The organism is Streptomyces sp. IBSBF 2435, assembly GCF_036815005.1.
Classification (GTDB): domain Bacteria; phylum Actinomycetota; class Actinomycetes; order Streptomycetales; family Streptomycetaceae; genus Actinacidiphila.
Window position 1 is genome coordinate 18,262 of the sequence record NZ_JAJSYW010000083.1, and the last position, 13,916, is coordinate 32,177.

A 13,916-nucleotide genomic window follows, 5' to 3' on the forward strand; every position below is an offset into this window, starting at 1 on the left:
GGGGTGTCCTCAGCTCTCTTCGTCGGCGGGCGCGGTGGCCCAGCCGGGGAATTCCAGGGGGGTGCGCTGCAGTCCGATCCACTGGCGCCGGGTGAAGCCGGGCATCTGGTTCTCGGCGCCGTGCCTGGCGTGCGCGTCGTTGACGTGCACCTCGCCGGCCTGGAGCTGTTCGGCGACGGACAGTCCGCGGACCAGGTCCCGGGTGAAGACCGAATCCATCAGCATGGGAAGGCCGTTGGTGAGGGCGATCGCCTCGGCCTCGGTGCCGACGACGGTGACCGGGATGACCGGGCCGAAGACCTCCTCGCGGAAGGCGGGCATGCCGGGGGTGACGTCGGCGAGCACGGTGGGCCGGTAGAACAGCCCCTCGTAGGTGCCGCCGGTCAGCAGCCGGGCGCCCATCGCCAGCGAGGGTTCGACGATGTCGCGGTGCAGCCGGTCGCGCTGCGCGGCGCTGATCAGCGGGCCGAGCGCCGTGCCGGCGGCGAAGGGGTCGCCGACGGTGAGGGCCGCCGCCCGCCGGGTCAGGGCGTCGAGGTAGCCGGCGGCCACCGCGCGCTGCACGATGTGCCGGCTGGCGCTGATGCAGGTCTGGCCCTGGAATTCGAACGAGGCGATCATGGCGCAGTTCGCGGCGAGTTCGACATCGGCGTCGTCGAGCACCACGAAGGCGTTGCTGCCGCCGAGTTCGAGGCGGATGTCGCGCAGCTCCCCGGCCGCCGCGCGGTCGATGGCCAGGCCCACCTCGCGCGAACCGGTGAAGTCCAGCATGTCCAGGCCCTGGTGGCGGGCCAGCGGCCAGCCGGCGTCGGGGCCGTCCCCGGTCACTACGTTCAGCACACCGGGCGGCAGGCCCGCGTGGTCCGCGGCGGCGGCCAGCACCTGGCCGCCGATCACCGGGGTCAGCTCGGCGGGCTTGAGCACCACGGTGTTGCCGAAGGCCAGGCCCGGCGCGAGAGCCCGCATCGCCAGATTCATCGGGTAGTTCCAGGGGGTGATGAGTCCCAGCACACCCAGCGGTACCGCCCGGGACAGCGAGAGCTTGCCCGCCTTGTACGGCGGCAGGATGTCGCCGGCGTTCTCACTGACCTGGACGGCGGACAGCGCGAGCTGCCGGATGCTGGTGCCGACCTCGTCCTCGGCCTTGGCCCGCACCCCGCCGGTCTCGCGCATGCTCTGCTCGACCAGTTCCTCGTAGTGTGCCTCCAGATAGCCGCAGAAGGCGCGCAGATACCCCGCCCGTTCGGGCGCGGAGAGCGCTCCCCAAGCGGGCTGGGCGGCCCGTGCGGCGGCGACCGCCCGGTCGATGTCGGCGGCCGAACCGAGCGCGTAGCTGCCGATCGGCGTGCCGGTGGCCTTCTCCTCGACCGCCCCGGTGCGTCCGGAGGCGGCGGGTACGAAGGCCCCGTCGATGTACAGCCGGCCGTCGCCGGGTCGGGAGGGCATGCGGGCTCCAGGGTGCCGGAGGGTGGCGGCATGATGCCGCCGCTTTTTCCGAGACTTAAACTAAGTAGGAGCCGATGGGGGGTCAACGGTCGTGACGAACAAATTTCCCCGAGATGCCGGAACGTCGGGCCGGCCCGCGGGACTCAGCGGCCCCCGGCCGTCAGGAGTTCGTGCACCGGCAGCGTGGCCGCACCGAGGGCGACCTGCTCAGGACCCAGCCGGCCCAGTTCGAGCACCGTGCGCTCGGCCAGGTAGTCCAGGGTGTGCCGCCGCATCGCGTCCCGGACCGCGGGCAGCATCGCGGGCCCCATGGCCGCGCTGACCCAGCCGGACAGGATCACCCGGTCGGGGCCGAGCAGGTTGATGAGGTTCCCGATCCCGATGCCGAGGTACTCGGCGGTGGCGCGGACCGTGTCGGCCGCGGGACCCGGCCGGGCCGCCTCGGCCACGAGCGCGGCCAGCCGCGCCTCGGTGTCGGCGCCGCTGGCCCCGCGCGGAGCGCCGGACTGCTCGGGAAGGCCGGCCAGCCGCGCGTAGCGCTCCAGGATCGCGTCCGCGCCGACGTAGGCCTCCAGGCAGCCGTGCGAGCCGCACCGGCACAGCGCCCCGCCGGCCTCGACCACGGTGTGCCCCCACTCGCTGGTGGTGCTGGTCACCCCGCCGGGCGACCCGGTGGCGACCGCCGCGCCGACGCCGACCGCGAGCAGGCCGACGATGGCCCGCTGCGCGCCGCGGCCCGCACCCCGCCACATCTCGGCCTGGCCGAGGGTGCGGGCGCAGTTGTCCAGGTGCAGGGGCGCGGCGACATGCGGGCGCAGCAGCGTGTCGAACGGTACGCCGGACCAGCCGAGGGTGGGCGCGTGCACCAGCCCGTCGGGCAGGACGGCGCCGGGCACCCCGATACCGACGCCGAGCAGCGCGGCCGGGTCGGCGCCGGCCTTCGCGGTGACCTCCTCGATGCCGGCCCGTACCAGTTCCGCGAGCACCGCGGGCTCGGGGCGGCCCTCGTCCATCGGGTAGGTGGCGGTGGCGACGGTGTCCAGGGTCCAGTCGAAAAGGCCGACCTGGACATGGGTCTCGCCGATGTCGACCCCGACCACCTGGGCGTATCCGGGGCGCACTTCGAGCAGGGTACGCGGCCGGCCGCCGTCGGAGTCCAGCAGTCCCGCCTCGGCGACCAGGCCGTCGGCGACCAGGCCGGTGACGACGTTGCTCACCGTCGCGGAACTCAGCCCGGTGGCCTTCATCAGGTCGAAGCGGCTGGCGGCGCCGTGCAGATAGAGCCTGGTCAGCACGGAGGTGCGATTGTGCCGACGGAGGTCTCTCGTCGTCCGGCCCACCTCGCGCGTCACCGGACTCCCCTCATGATCTCGGTCCCGGCGGTCCGCGTGGTCCACCGGTCCTGCCGCGGTCCCGGCCGGTCGGACCGCAGGCGCCGCCGAACTGCACGACGCCTCCCGGGAATCGCGGGCGACATGGCACATAGTGCCAGATCGCGGCCTTCCCGCCGCCCCTCGGTGAGCGCTCTCCCAGATTTCCACAGGCACCGCGGGACCGCGCAGCCGCCCAGGTCCGTACCCTCAGGCCCGTCCGTACCCGCGAGCCCGTCAGCCCGTCAGCAGCACCTCCAGCGCGGCAGCCGTGTCCGGGTGGCGGCCGAGCAGGGCCGCGCCCCGCGCGCCGGGGTCCCCGGCCCAGCTCCCCTCGCAGCCCAGCAGCTCCGCGACCGCGTCGCAGGCCGCCGGATGGGCGGCCAGCAGGACGGCGCCGCGTCCGCCGGCGCCTGCCGCGGGCGGCCCGGCGGCCGGGTCGGGACCGGCCAGCCACGGCGGCACCCAGGCGTCGAGCGCCGCGAGGCGGCCGGGGAAGATCCGCCCGGCCTCCCGGATCAGCAGCGGCGCCGCTTCCGCGCCGCCGGCCCGCAGGGTGCTGATCAGCGTCGGCAGCCACGGCAGCAGCACCGGGTCGGGCAGCCGGGCGAACGCGTTCGACACCAGCTCCACGACGAAGTCCGCCAGCTGCGGCACCGGTTCGAGCGCGTGCAGGAAGCCGCTGAGGTAGCGCGGATAGGCCGGCACCACCAGCGGATTGCCCAGCAGCTCGTCGCAGCGCGCCCGCAACCGCGCCCGGGACAGCAGCCCGAGCTGCACCTGCGCCGCCCACAGCAGCGCCACCTTGGCGGGCTCCCGCGGGTGCGACTGCGCGAACGCCAGCTCCAGCTGGGTCCGGTCGCAGCCCAGCGACAGCGCCAGGCTCTCCATGCTGAACAGGAAGCCCAGCATCGCCGCCACCTGGCCGCCGGTCGCGTCCTCGTCGGTGAACGCGGTCGGCAGCAGCGTGCAGTAGTGCGCGTAGCCGGTCTTGACGAAGGCCTCGATCCAGCCGGGCAGCGCCGGCTCACCGGTCCGGTAGTACGCCAGCAGCCGGCGCACCCGGCGCAGCACCTCGGGCGCGCCGTCGACGCTGCGCTCGGTCGCCAGGACCTCCAGGGCGCGGGTGCCCAGCTCGTCGGCGAGCCGGCGGCTGCGCAGATACAGCGTGGCGTCCTCGACGGCCTGCAGCACGGTCGCGGTGGTCGCGCGCGGGCCGTACGCCGTACGCCGCAGCCGCTGCTCCAGGACCTGCTCGATGCTGACGCCCTCGTAGCCCAGCTCGATCAGCGCCCGCTGGTGGGTGCCGAGCGCGATGTCCCAGGACTCCTGGATGGGGTGCTCGCCGAGCCGCCGCTCGCCCATGATCGGCCGCGCGGTGCCGGGCGGCATCAGCTGCCGCAGCATCCACAGCACGTCGGAGCACCGCGCCACTTCCGGCCGGGCCGCCATGTCGAGCAGCGCCCGCTGCACCCCGCGCTGCTGGAGCTTCAGTCCGAGCGGCGCGAGCCGGTCGTGCACATCGCGGGCCAGCGGCGGCAGCGCGTCGTAGCCGACCTGGCCGATCCGGTCGCCGCCCATCATGATCTCCACCAGCCGGCGCACGTCGCGCCGGCCGGGCACCGTGTCCTTCTCGATGCAGGTGACCGCCGCGTCCTGGAAGTCGTACGGCGTGGGTCTGGCCCGGTCGCGCATCCCGGCCAGCAGGATCGACGTCTCGAAGACGGCGATGGCGTCGGCGGTCGAGGCGAGGTAGCCGCTGCGGCGGGCGGCGCGCACGATGTCGACGGACCAGCCGAGCAGTTCCGCCTCGTCCAGCCGGTCCAGGACCGGCGGGCGCCGCAGGAAGCCGGTGAGCCGGTCGTCGGCGGCTCCCTCGGGCGCGGCGGGGGCCGGGGCCGGTGTCCTGCCGCCCTTCGCCGGCTTCTTCGTCCCGGCCTGCCCGGCGAGCCGGAAGGGCTGCACCCGGGTGCGCCTGAGGTTCTTCGCCCACTGGGTCGCGGCGATCGACACGGACCCGGCGGCGAGGCCGAACTGCGCCTCGATCGCGGTGTGGCTGGACGGGATGAGGCCGTACTGCCAGGTGCTGGCGCTGCGCGGGGTGATCTCGAAGGTGTCGGCGCCGTGGACACCGAACTCCGCGACCCGGCTGGCCGCGTGGAAGGCGCCGCAGACGTAGAGGCAGTCCGCGGGATCGGTGCCGGACGCGGCCAGGTGCTCGCGCATCCTGGTCCACATGTGGCGCTCGCGGTCCTCGTCCATCCCGGCCCGCTCGGGGTCGCCCGGCGCCAGCCGCCGGAACAGGCTGCCGATCAGCAGCATCACCTGCCGGTACGTGTCGTGGTCGCTGTCGCCGAGCGGGAGTTCGACGTACTGGTGCCACCACTCCGACCAGTGCCGCACCCTGCCGTGGTGCAGCAGGTGCTCCTCCAGCTCGGCGAAACGCGGCCGCAGGTCGCCGATTTCCACGCCGACCGCGTCGCCGTGCAGCGCCGACTCCTCCTCGGGCGGCGACGTGGCGGGCTGCGCGTCGGGGACGGCGTCGGAGCCGGTGCCGGGACCTGGGCCGCGGGTCTGCCACTGGAAGACGTGGTCGGAGGACCGGTCGACCAGGACCAGTTCGACGCCCGGGGTGTCCAGCGCGTACGCGATCGCCTGGTATTCGGCCGACGCCTCGGTGAGGGGCGCGACGACCGACAGCGGTGCCCATTCGGGCGGGAAGCCGTCGACCTCGCTGGCGAACGCCTGCACCGCCACCGGGAGCCGGCAGTTGCGCAGTTCCGGCAGCAGCGGCGCCATGTCCTCGCACAGCTCCAGATAGACGGTCTTCGGCTGCTTCTCCCGCAGCCGCCGCGCCATCGCGACCGCTGAGGCCGGTGAGTGGTGGCAGACCGGGAAGATCTCCAGCGGTTCGCGCACAGCCCGGTCGACGTCGTCGACGATGCCGAGGAGGATGCCCTCCAGCGCGTCGGGTCCGTCGGCGAACTGCGTGGCGGCCTCCTGCAGTTGGGTGCGCAGCGCGTCGAACGGCGCGCTCTGCTGCCCTTCCCGCCCCTCCCGCGCTTCCTGGGCCTCCTGGCCTTCCTGGGCTTCCTGGACAGCGGTCATGACAGGGTGGCTATCGCGTCACGGCCGCCTTCGAGGAACTCCGGCCAGGATCCGCCCACTTCCTTGCTGCGCGGCTCCACGACGCCGTGCAGGTACTTGTTGAAGATCGCCAGGTCCTCCGGTTCCCGCCGGGCGAGCGATCCGACGAGCGAGGACGCCAGGGTGTGGGCGGTCAGCGCGCGTTCGCCGAAGAAGTTGCTGTGCAGGATCGCGTCCTCCAGGACGCCGATCTGCTCGGCGGTGGACAGCGCGGACTCCAGCTTCTCGTCGTCGCTGCCGGCCGCGGCGGCCGAGGTGCGCAGGTCGGCGAAGCTCTGCAGCAGCACATCGAGCAGCGTCGGCGGTACGTCCAGCTCGATCCGGTGCCGGCGCAGCAGCTCCTCGGTGCGGAATCGGACGATCTCCGCCTCGCTCTTCTTGTTCGTCACCACCGGGATGCGGACGAAGTTGAAGCGCCGCTTGAGTGCGGACGACAGGTCGTTGACGCCCCGGTCGCGGCTGTTGGCGGTGGCGATGATGGAGAAGCCGGGCTTGGCGAAGACGATGTTGTCGCTGTTGTCGCTGTCCAGCTCGGGGACCGAGATGTACTTCTCCGACAGGATCGAGATCAGCGCGTCCTGCACGTCGCTGGTGGAGCGGGTCAGCTCCTCGAAGCGGCCGATCGCGCCGGCCTCCATCGCGGTCATGATCGGCGAGGGGATCATCGACTGCCTGGACTGGCCCTTGGCGATCACCATGGACACATTCCAGCTGTATTTGATGTGGTCCTCGGTGGTGCCGGCCGTACCCTGCACCACCAGTGTGGAATTGCGGCATATGGCGGCGGAGAGCAGTTCGGCCAGCCAGCTCTTGCCTGTGCCCGGGTCGCCGATCAGCAGCAGCCCGCGGTCGGAGGCCAGCGTGACGATGGAGCGCTCGACGAAACTGCGGTCGCCGAACCACTTCGGGGCGATCTGCCGGTCCAGGCCGTCGGAACGCTCGGAGCCCAGCACGAACAGCCGGACCATCTTCGGCGAGAGCCGCCAGGTGAACGGCTTGGGACCGTCGTCCACCGACTCCAGCCAGTCCAGCTCCTCGGCGTACTTGATCTCGGCGGGGGCGCGCAACAGGTCGGACATGACGGGGCCTTTCTAGGCGAGGAAGGTCTTGAGCTCGTGGACGAGCTTGCGGATATGACCGGAGAGCACCGGTGTGCCGAGGTCCTTGAAGCGCTCGCGGAACCACGGGTTGACGCTGCCGCGGCCGGAGCTGGTCACCGAGCCGACCGGGATGAATCTGGCGCCCGAGCGGTGAACGGCGGCCATGCTCGCGAACAGCGGCTCGGTCTGCCACTCGTAGAAGTCGGAGATCCACACCACGGCCGTGTTGCGCGGCTCGGCGATCTTCGGCTGCGCCAGCGCCATGGCCACGGTGCCGTCGGTGCCGCCGCCGAGATTGGTGCGCAGCAGCGTCTCGAAGGGGTCGTGCACCCACGGGGTGAGGTCGAGCGCGTGGGTGTCGTAGGCGATCAGATGCACATCGACCCTGGGCAGCCCGGCGAAGATCGACGCCAGGATGGTGCAGTTGACCATCGAGTCGACCATCGAGCCCGACTGGTCCACGACCACGATCAGCCGCTGCGGTGTCGTCCGGCGCGCCGTGTGGCGGTAGTAGAGCCGGTCGACGTAGAGCTTCTCCTCCTCCGGGCTCCAGTTGGTGAGGTTCTTCCAGATCGTGCGGTCCAGGTCCAGGTTGCGGAAGACCCGCTTGGGCGGGATCGAGCGGTCGAGCGGGCCGACGGTGGCCTTCTCCACCTGGGTGCGCAGCACCTCGGCGACCTCGTCCACGAACCGGCGGATCAGGGCCTTGGCATTGGCCAGTGCCACGCCCGACAGGTTGTTCTTGTCGCGCAGCAGCTGTTCGATCAGCGACATGCTCGGGGTGAGCCGGGAGGCGAGCTTGGGGTCGGCGAGCACCTCGCGCAGGTGCATCCGCTTGACGAGGTCGGCCTCGATGGCGCCGAGTTCGGGTCCGATGGCCGGGATCAGCCGGCTCAGGTCCGGGTTCGTACGCCCGGCGCCCGAGCCGGTCGGGCTGACGCCGGGGCCGCCGGGGCCGCCCGCGCCGCTTCCCGGGCCGCCGCCCGCCGGACGACCGCCGCGCAGTTCGCCCGGGCCGCAGCCCAGCGCGCGTTCCAGCCAGGCGGCGTCGGACTGCCAGCGGGACAGCTGGCCGGCGGTGACGGTGCCGCTGCCGGTCGCGAAGACGTTGAGCAGCACCTTCGACACCAGCGCGGCACGGCGTACTTCGGCGGCGCGGTCCCGTCCCCCGCTGCCTCCGGCCTCGCTGCCGCCGTGCGGCGCGGCCTCGGGGTCGGACGCGAGGTCGGTATCGGCATCGGCATCGGCATCGGCATCGGCATCAAGGTCGCCTTCCGGCGCTGGCTCGGGCTCGGGCGCTGGCCCAGGCTCGGGCAGCATCAGGCGGTCGAATTCGGCGGCCAGTTCGGGGTGGCGCTGCACGACCGAGTCGACGGAGGCCTGCGGGTCGAGCAGCGCGGGCGGCAGCCCGATGTCCTCGACCACGGCCAGGCTCGCCGATTCCAGCGCGGGCTGCTCCTCCGGGTCGAAGAGCCGGGCGAGCAGCCGCCAGTACATGACCTGCCGGCGGTTGTCGTGGGAGAGTGCGGCGGCTTCCTCCGTGGTGGGTCCGGTCATTTCCGCAACAGCCTTCCGGCGCGCTCCCGCAGTACCGCCGCCGCGTCGGTGGCGGCCTTCTCGGCCTTGGCCCCGGCCTTGTCCGCGGTGCCGCCCGCCCACGCCCCGGCCTGCACCGCGACGGGCTTCTTCCGTACGGTCGTCTCGACGGCCAGCGGCTGGACGCCGAACACCCCGGCGTCCCAGCGGAGCAGGCCGATGCAGGCGACCGACGCCGTGACGGCCTCGGGGGTGAGCGGTCCCGCGGACGGCACACGGTCGGTGTCGACGGCCAGCCGCTGCCCGGCGAGGGTGAAGGTCAGTCCTTCGTCGCCCTGCTCGGCGGCGTAGCCCTCAAGGAGGACGGGGACGGCGATACGCGCCGGGTGCCGGTCCAGGGGCGCGGTCGCCGGCCCGGTCGCGGTGGGCAGCGCCACCCGGGCGGTGCTGAACGCGTCGGCCGGCTCGCCCTGCCGCGCGTACCGGTCGCTCCAGAGCAGATCGCCCTCGGCGGTGACCGGCATCCCGACCAGGTCCATCGAACGGCCCTGGCTGACGGCGGCCAGCAGCGACATGTGCGGGCGCAGCAGCTGCCACAGGCCCGCTCCGACGACCGTGTCCGGCTTCGGCGCCGACACGCTCGCCCGCACCAGCAGCGGAGCAGCCCCGTCGGCGGGCTCGAACACCGCGTGCACCTGGGCCTGGACGGCGGTGGCGTGCTCCTGGAGGTCGACGCCGAGCGGCAGCAGCCGGCCGGTGGCCGTACCGGTGGCGGGCGCGCCGGCGGCGCCGGGCAGCGTCAGCAGCAGCGCGCGGGACCACAGGTCGCCCCAGCGGCGGGCCGGTACGCGTTCCAGCGCGGCGCCCGGGCAGGACGCGGCCAGTTCGGCGGCGAATCCGTCGAGCAGCGACGCGAGGCGGCGCAGGGCCGGGTCGGGAAGCATCGCGGAGACGATCTGCGAGGAGCCCGCGACCACCTCGTGGTCGATGCCCCGCCAGCCGCAGCGCGCCAGGTCGGACAGCCAGGAACGGGCCGCTGCCAGTACGTTCAGCGCCTGCTGCCCGCCGGCCGCCGGTGCTGTGGCGCCGCCGGCGGGCCGGCCGGTCGCCTCCTCGACGCGGGCCGTCAGGGCGTCGTGGACCGAGCCGAGCAGTGCGCTGCGGGCGGCGGCGAGGGCGACGAAGTGGTCCTCGCCCGCGGCGCCGGCCGCAGCCTTCTCTGCCGCCTCGGCGACCCTGGCGGCCAGCGGTGTCCCCGCGACGGCCGCGGCCAGCTCCGCCAGGCCCGCGGCCTGGGCGGGCTGCGGGCGCAGCAGGCCGGCGGCGAGGGCCTGGTCGAAGGCGTCGACGGCGGCCAGTGCCTCGTCCAGCCCGTCGATGCGCGCCGCGAGCAGGTCGGCGCGCATCACGCCACCGCCCTGGTCGGCGGGAACCACTGCATCTCCGGCAGCGGGGCGGTGGTCGGGGCCAGCTCCAGATACGCCAGGTGGCGCAGGAAGCGGCTGAAGACGGGTGCGGCGGCCGCGGTGTCGCCCTGCGCCGGCCGGGCGGTGCCCATCTGCGCGACGAGCGACAGCACGCTCGGATCCGCGTCGGCGGTCTCGATCCGCAGGGCGCGGGCGACGCGCTCGGCGCCGTACTGCAGCACAGCCTCGCCGATCAGGGCGCGGATGTGGTTGCAGAAGTAGCCCCGCGCGCCGCCGCAGGGGCGGTTGTTGTTCGTGCTGCAGGCGAACGCGAAGCTGCCGGCCGCGACCGACGAGACGTAGACCCGCTCGATGTCCGAGCCGCTGGACACCACGCCCTGCAGCCGCCCGTCGGCCAGTTCGACGAACGGGACCTTGGCGAGCCTGCGCGGGCGGGCGGGTGGTACCACCCGCACCGTGCTCGACCTCTCCCAGTCAGACAACGCGTCATCTCCTCTGCGCCCGGGGGATTTCCACGCCACGACGGCGGGACACCACTGAACATAGCGGCGGGCACTGACAACGCCGATCTTGAAAGGAGAGCCGGCCCGCGCACTGCTCGCGGGCCGGGGAAGGGGCCGACGCAGCGGCCGGTTCAGGGGCCGCCCGCGCGGCCGGGCTGGCGGTGCCGCCGCCCCGGGAGCGGGCGCCGGTCGCCGTCACCGCGGGGGCGCCCCCCGTGGTCAGGGACGGGGGACGCCCGGTCCCGGGGGTGCGGCCCAGCGGGGTCGGCGAGCGGTGGAGCGGGCGCCGGGCGGTGCCGGCGGGTCAGAGGTCGAGCGGGGCGGAGGGCCCGGGGGTCAGAGGTCCAGCGGGCCGGAGAGCGGTTGCCGGGCGGCGGACGGGCCGGCGTGCAGGGTGTACGGGCCGGGGCGCGGCACCCAGCCGCCGGCCGCCGGCGACCAGCGCTGGAAGGCGCGCGGCTCGATCCGCACCTCGGCCACCGCGGCCTCGCCCGGGGCCGCGTGGACGGCGGCGTAGCCGGCCAGCCTCGGGCTGCCGTCGTCGTGGTCGTCGGGGCCGGTGGTCAGGTACACCTGGACGACCTCGCGGCCGGCCCGCGCACCGGTGTTGCGCACCGTCACCAGGGCCACGGCCCCCTGCCCCGACGGCCCGGCGGCGCCGGTGCCGTCGGCGGCCGGCTCCGGGCGCACGGTCAGCGATTCGTACGCCCACGTGGTGTAGCCGAGGCCGTGGCCGAACCAGTACGCGGGTGTCGCGCCCGCCCGGCGCCAGGCGCGGTGCCCGAGGTAGGGGCCCTCGGCGTAGTCCAGCACCCCGGCGTCCGGGGCGGTCGCGGGCAGCGGGGCGCCGCGGGTGCCGGCGGCCCAGGTGGTGGGGAGCCGGCCGCCGGGTTCCGCGCGGCCGAACAGCACATCGGCCAGGCCGTGTCCTGCTTCCTGCCCGGGGAACCAGCACAGCAGTACCGCGGGAGCGCTCTCCCGCCAGGGGAGTTCGACCGGCCCGCCGGAGTTGACGATCACCACCGTGCGCGGGTTGGCCGCGGTGACCGCGGCCACCAGCTCGTCCTGGCGGCCGGGCAGGGCCAGCGACGGGCGGTCGAAGCCCTCGCTCTCGATCTCGTCGGTGGTGCCCACCACCACGACGGCGGCGTCGGCGGCGCGGGCGCACGCGACGGCCTCGGCGATCGCCTCGTCCTCGTCGGGCCGCGACGGGTCGGCGGCCAGGGCGACGGCCAGCCCCTGGTCCGGGGCGAGTTCGCGGGTGGCGACCAGGTGCAGCGGCTCGCCGGGGGTGACCTTGCGGGCGGCGGTGCGGAAGGACGGCGCCACGTGCACATAGGTCGGGTCGTCGGACTCGGCGACCACATAGGTGTCGATCAGCGGCTCGCCGTCCGCGTGCAGGGTGACCGCGCCCAGGCCCACCACGGCGAAGCGCCACTCCCCCGGCGTCGCGGGGGTGACCAGGGCGCTGACCTCGACGGTGGCGGCGGTGCGGGCGAGTTCCGGGGCGTCGCCAGGTTCCAGGATCCGCCCGCTGAGCCGGTGCTCGGCGCAGATCTCGCGGCCGTCGGCGGCCAGATAGCGGACCAGCACACCGGGTTCGCCGGTACGCGGGTCGCGGGAGTTGCCGGGGTGCAGCGGGGTCGGGCGGGTGGCGAGGTTCACGCCCTCGGCGTACACGATCTCGGTGCCGGTCCCGGAGAGCGCTTCCCCGATGCCCTCCAGCGGTGACACGACCGCCTCGGGGAAGACCCCGGCGCTGCCGCCGCCCTGCACCCGGGCCGAGGCCGCGTTCGGCCCGATGACGGCGAGCCGGGCGAGCCGGCGGGGCGCCCCGGCCGTACCGGCGCCCGTGTCCGGGCCCGCGCCGGCACCCGCGTCCACCGTGCCGCCGATGTCCGCGCCGGGCAGCCCCCCGGCTGTACCGCCCGGCGCGGAGTCCGTTGCCGCGCCGGCCGGTCCCGGCGCGGGCGCCGGGGTCAGCGGCAGCAGCCCGCCCTCGTTGCGCAGCAGCACACAGCCGGCCGACACCGCGCGCCGCAGGAGCCCGTGCGGGTCGCGGGGCGCGGGGGCGGGACGCGGCGGCAGGACGCCGTCCAGCGCGCCGACCCGGGCGGCCAGCCGGAGGATGCGCCGTACCTTCGCGTCGATCGCGGCCTGCGGCACCCGGCCCTCGCGCACCGCCGCCAGCAGCGGTTCGCCCCACAGCGGGTGCGGCCCCGGCATCGCCAGGTCCTGCGGCGCCAGCGCGGCGGTCTCGGTGCTGCGGGTGGCGCCCCAGTCCGAGACGACCACGCCGTCGAAGCCCCAGGAGCCCTTCAACGGCTCGGCCAGCAGCGGGCTTTCCGACATCGTGACGCCGTTGACCCGGTTGTAGGCGGACATCACCACCCACACCCCGGCCTGCACCGCGGCCTCGAAGGGCGCCAGGTAGACCTCGTGCAGGGTGCGTTCGTCGACGCGGGCGTCGAGGGTGAGCCGGTCGGTCTCCGAGTCGTTGGCGACGTAGTGCTTGGCGGTGGCGGCGACCCCGCCGGCCTGGACGCCGCGGATGTAGGCGGCGGCGGTGCGGCCGGTCAGCAGCGGGTCCTCCGCGTAGCACTCGAAGTGCCGTCCCGCGGCGGGGGTGCGGTGCAGGTTGAGCGTGGGGGCCAGCATGATGTGGATCCGCTTGCGGCGGGCCTCGGCCGCGAGCAGGCCGCCGAGTTCGGTGACCAGGTCGTCGTCCCAGGCGGCGGCGAGCGCGGTCGCGGACGGCAGGACGAGCGCGGTGTCGCGTTCGTCCCACTTCTCGCCGCGTACGCCGGCCGGGCCGTCGGAGACGCCCATCGCGCGCAGGCCGACCGCGGGTTCCGGCTGGGTGCGGAAGGTGCTCGCGCCGGACAGCAGCCGTATCCTGGCGGGCAGGTCGAGCCGGGCGACGAGGGCGTCGATCTCCGCGTCGCTGATCGAGGGCGCGGCGGCGGACTGCGGGGCGGACACGGACCCAGGGGCGATCATGGTCATCCCTTCATGGCCTCCTGCTGGCGCCGCCCGCGGCGTGACGGCCCATCGGCAGGAAGGCCGCGGTGAGCGGCAGGCTGAGACGAGCGTCGCGGAAGGACAGGGACAACAGCTGGGAGAGCGCTCTCCCGATACTCTGTACATTCGCCTGCCACCCGTCCGCGTGTCAAGTCCCAACGCCCCCCGACTGCCCGGAAAGCGGCCTTCCGGACGGCACATTACGTGACATCGCGGCCAACGGCCCCGGCAGGCGGCGATCATTCACGTCCGATCTCTTGACACCCCGGAAACTCAGCGGCAACCATCAGGGCCACTGAGAGAGCGCTCTCCCACCCTGTCCTCGCAGCTCCTCCCCACCCCCGGGAGCCGCTCTCTCCGCTCTCC

The 13,916-nt window shown here is 74.3% G+C and carries 8 protein-coding genes; all 8 read right to left on the reverse strand.

Features of this window, described 5'->3' with window-relative positions; genetic code table 11:
- Positions 1-9: 9 nt before the first annotated feature.
- A complete protein-coding gene (locus V7E46_RS17925) occupies positions 10-1,446 on the reverse strand; it encodes an aldehyde dehydrogenase family protein (RefSeq protein WP_333769339.1) in 1,437 nt (478 codons plus the stop codon).
- A gap of 143 nt (positions 1,447-1,589) precedes the next feature.
- Positions 1,590-2,741: an ROK family transcriptional regulator gene (locus V7E46_RS17930; RefSeq protein ID WP_333769340.1), complete on the reverse strand. Its 1,152-nt coding sequence runs from the start codon at positions 2,739-2,741 to the stop codon at positions 1,590-1,592.
- 312 nt (positions 2,742-3,053) lie between these two features.
- The gene (locus tag V7E46_RS17935; RefSeq protein WP_333769341.1) at positions 3,054-5,924 is read right to left on the reverse strand and encodes a hypothetical protein; all 2,871 of its coding nucleotides are present in this window, start codon (positions 5,922-5,924) and stop codon (positions 3,054-3,056) included.
- On the reverse strand, positions 5,921-7,042 hold the full coding sequence (locus V7E46_RS17940; RefSeq protein WP_333769342.1) for an ATP-binding protein: 1,122 nt from the start codon (positions 7,040-7,042) through the stop codon (positions 5,921-5,923). Before V7E46_RS17940 ends, V7E46_RS17935 begins: the two co-directional genes overlap by 4 nt.
- Positions 7,043-7,054: 12 nt before the next feature.
- Positions 7,055-8,620 (reverse strand): vWA domain-containing protein, encoded by a 1,566-nt coding sequence (locus V7E46_RS17945; RefSeq protein ID WP_333769343.1) that lies wholly within the window; start codon positions 8,618-8,620, stop codon positions 7,055-7,057.
- Entirely contained in the window at positions 8,617-10,035 is a 1,419-nt protein-coding gene (locus V7E46_RS17950) for a hypothetical protein (protein ID WP_333769344.1), read from the reverse strand. The genes V7E46_RS17945 and V7E46_RS17950 overlap by 4 nt, the downstream gene beginning before the upstream one ends.
- Complete coding sequence (locus tag V7E46_RS17955; RefSeq protein ID WP_333769345.1) at positions 10,005-10,508, reverse strand: hypothetical protein; 504 nt, start codon at positions 10,506-10,508, stop codon at positions 10,005-10,007. Before V7E46_RS17955 ends, V7E46_RS17950 begins: the two co-directional genes overlap by 31 nt.
- A gap of 357 nt (positions 10,509-10,865) precedes the next feature.
- The gene (locus V7E46_RS17960; protein ID WP_333769346.1) at positions 10,866-13,535 is read right to left on the reverse strand and encodes a glycoside hydrolase family 3 C-terminal domain-containing protein; all 2,670 of its coding nucleotides are present in this window, start codon (positions 13,533-13,535) and stop codon (positions 10,866-10,868) included.
- Between the last annotated feature and the right edge of the window lie 381 nt (positions 13,536-13,916).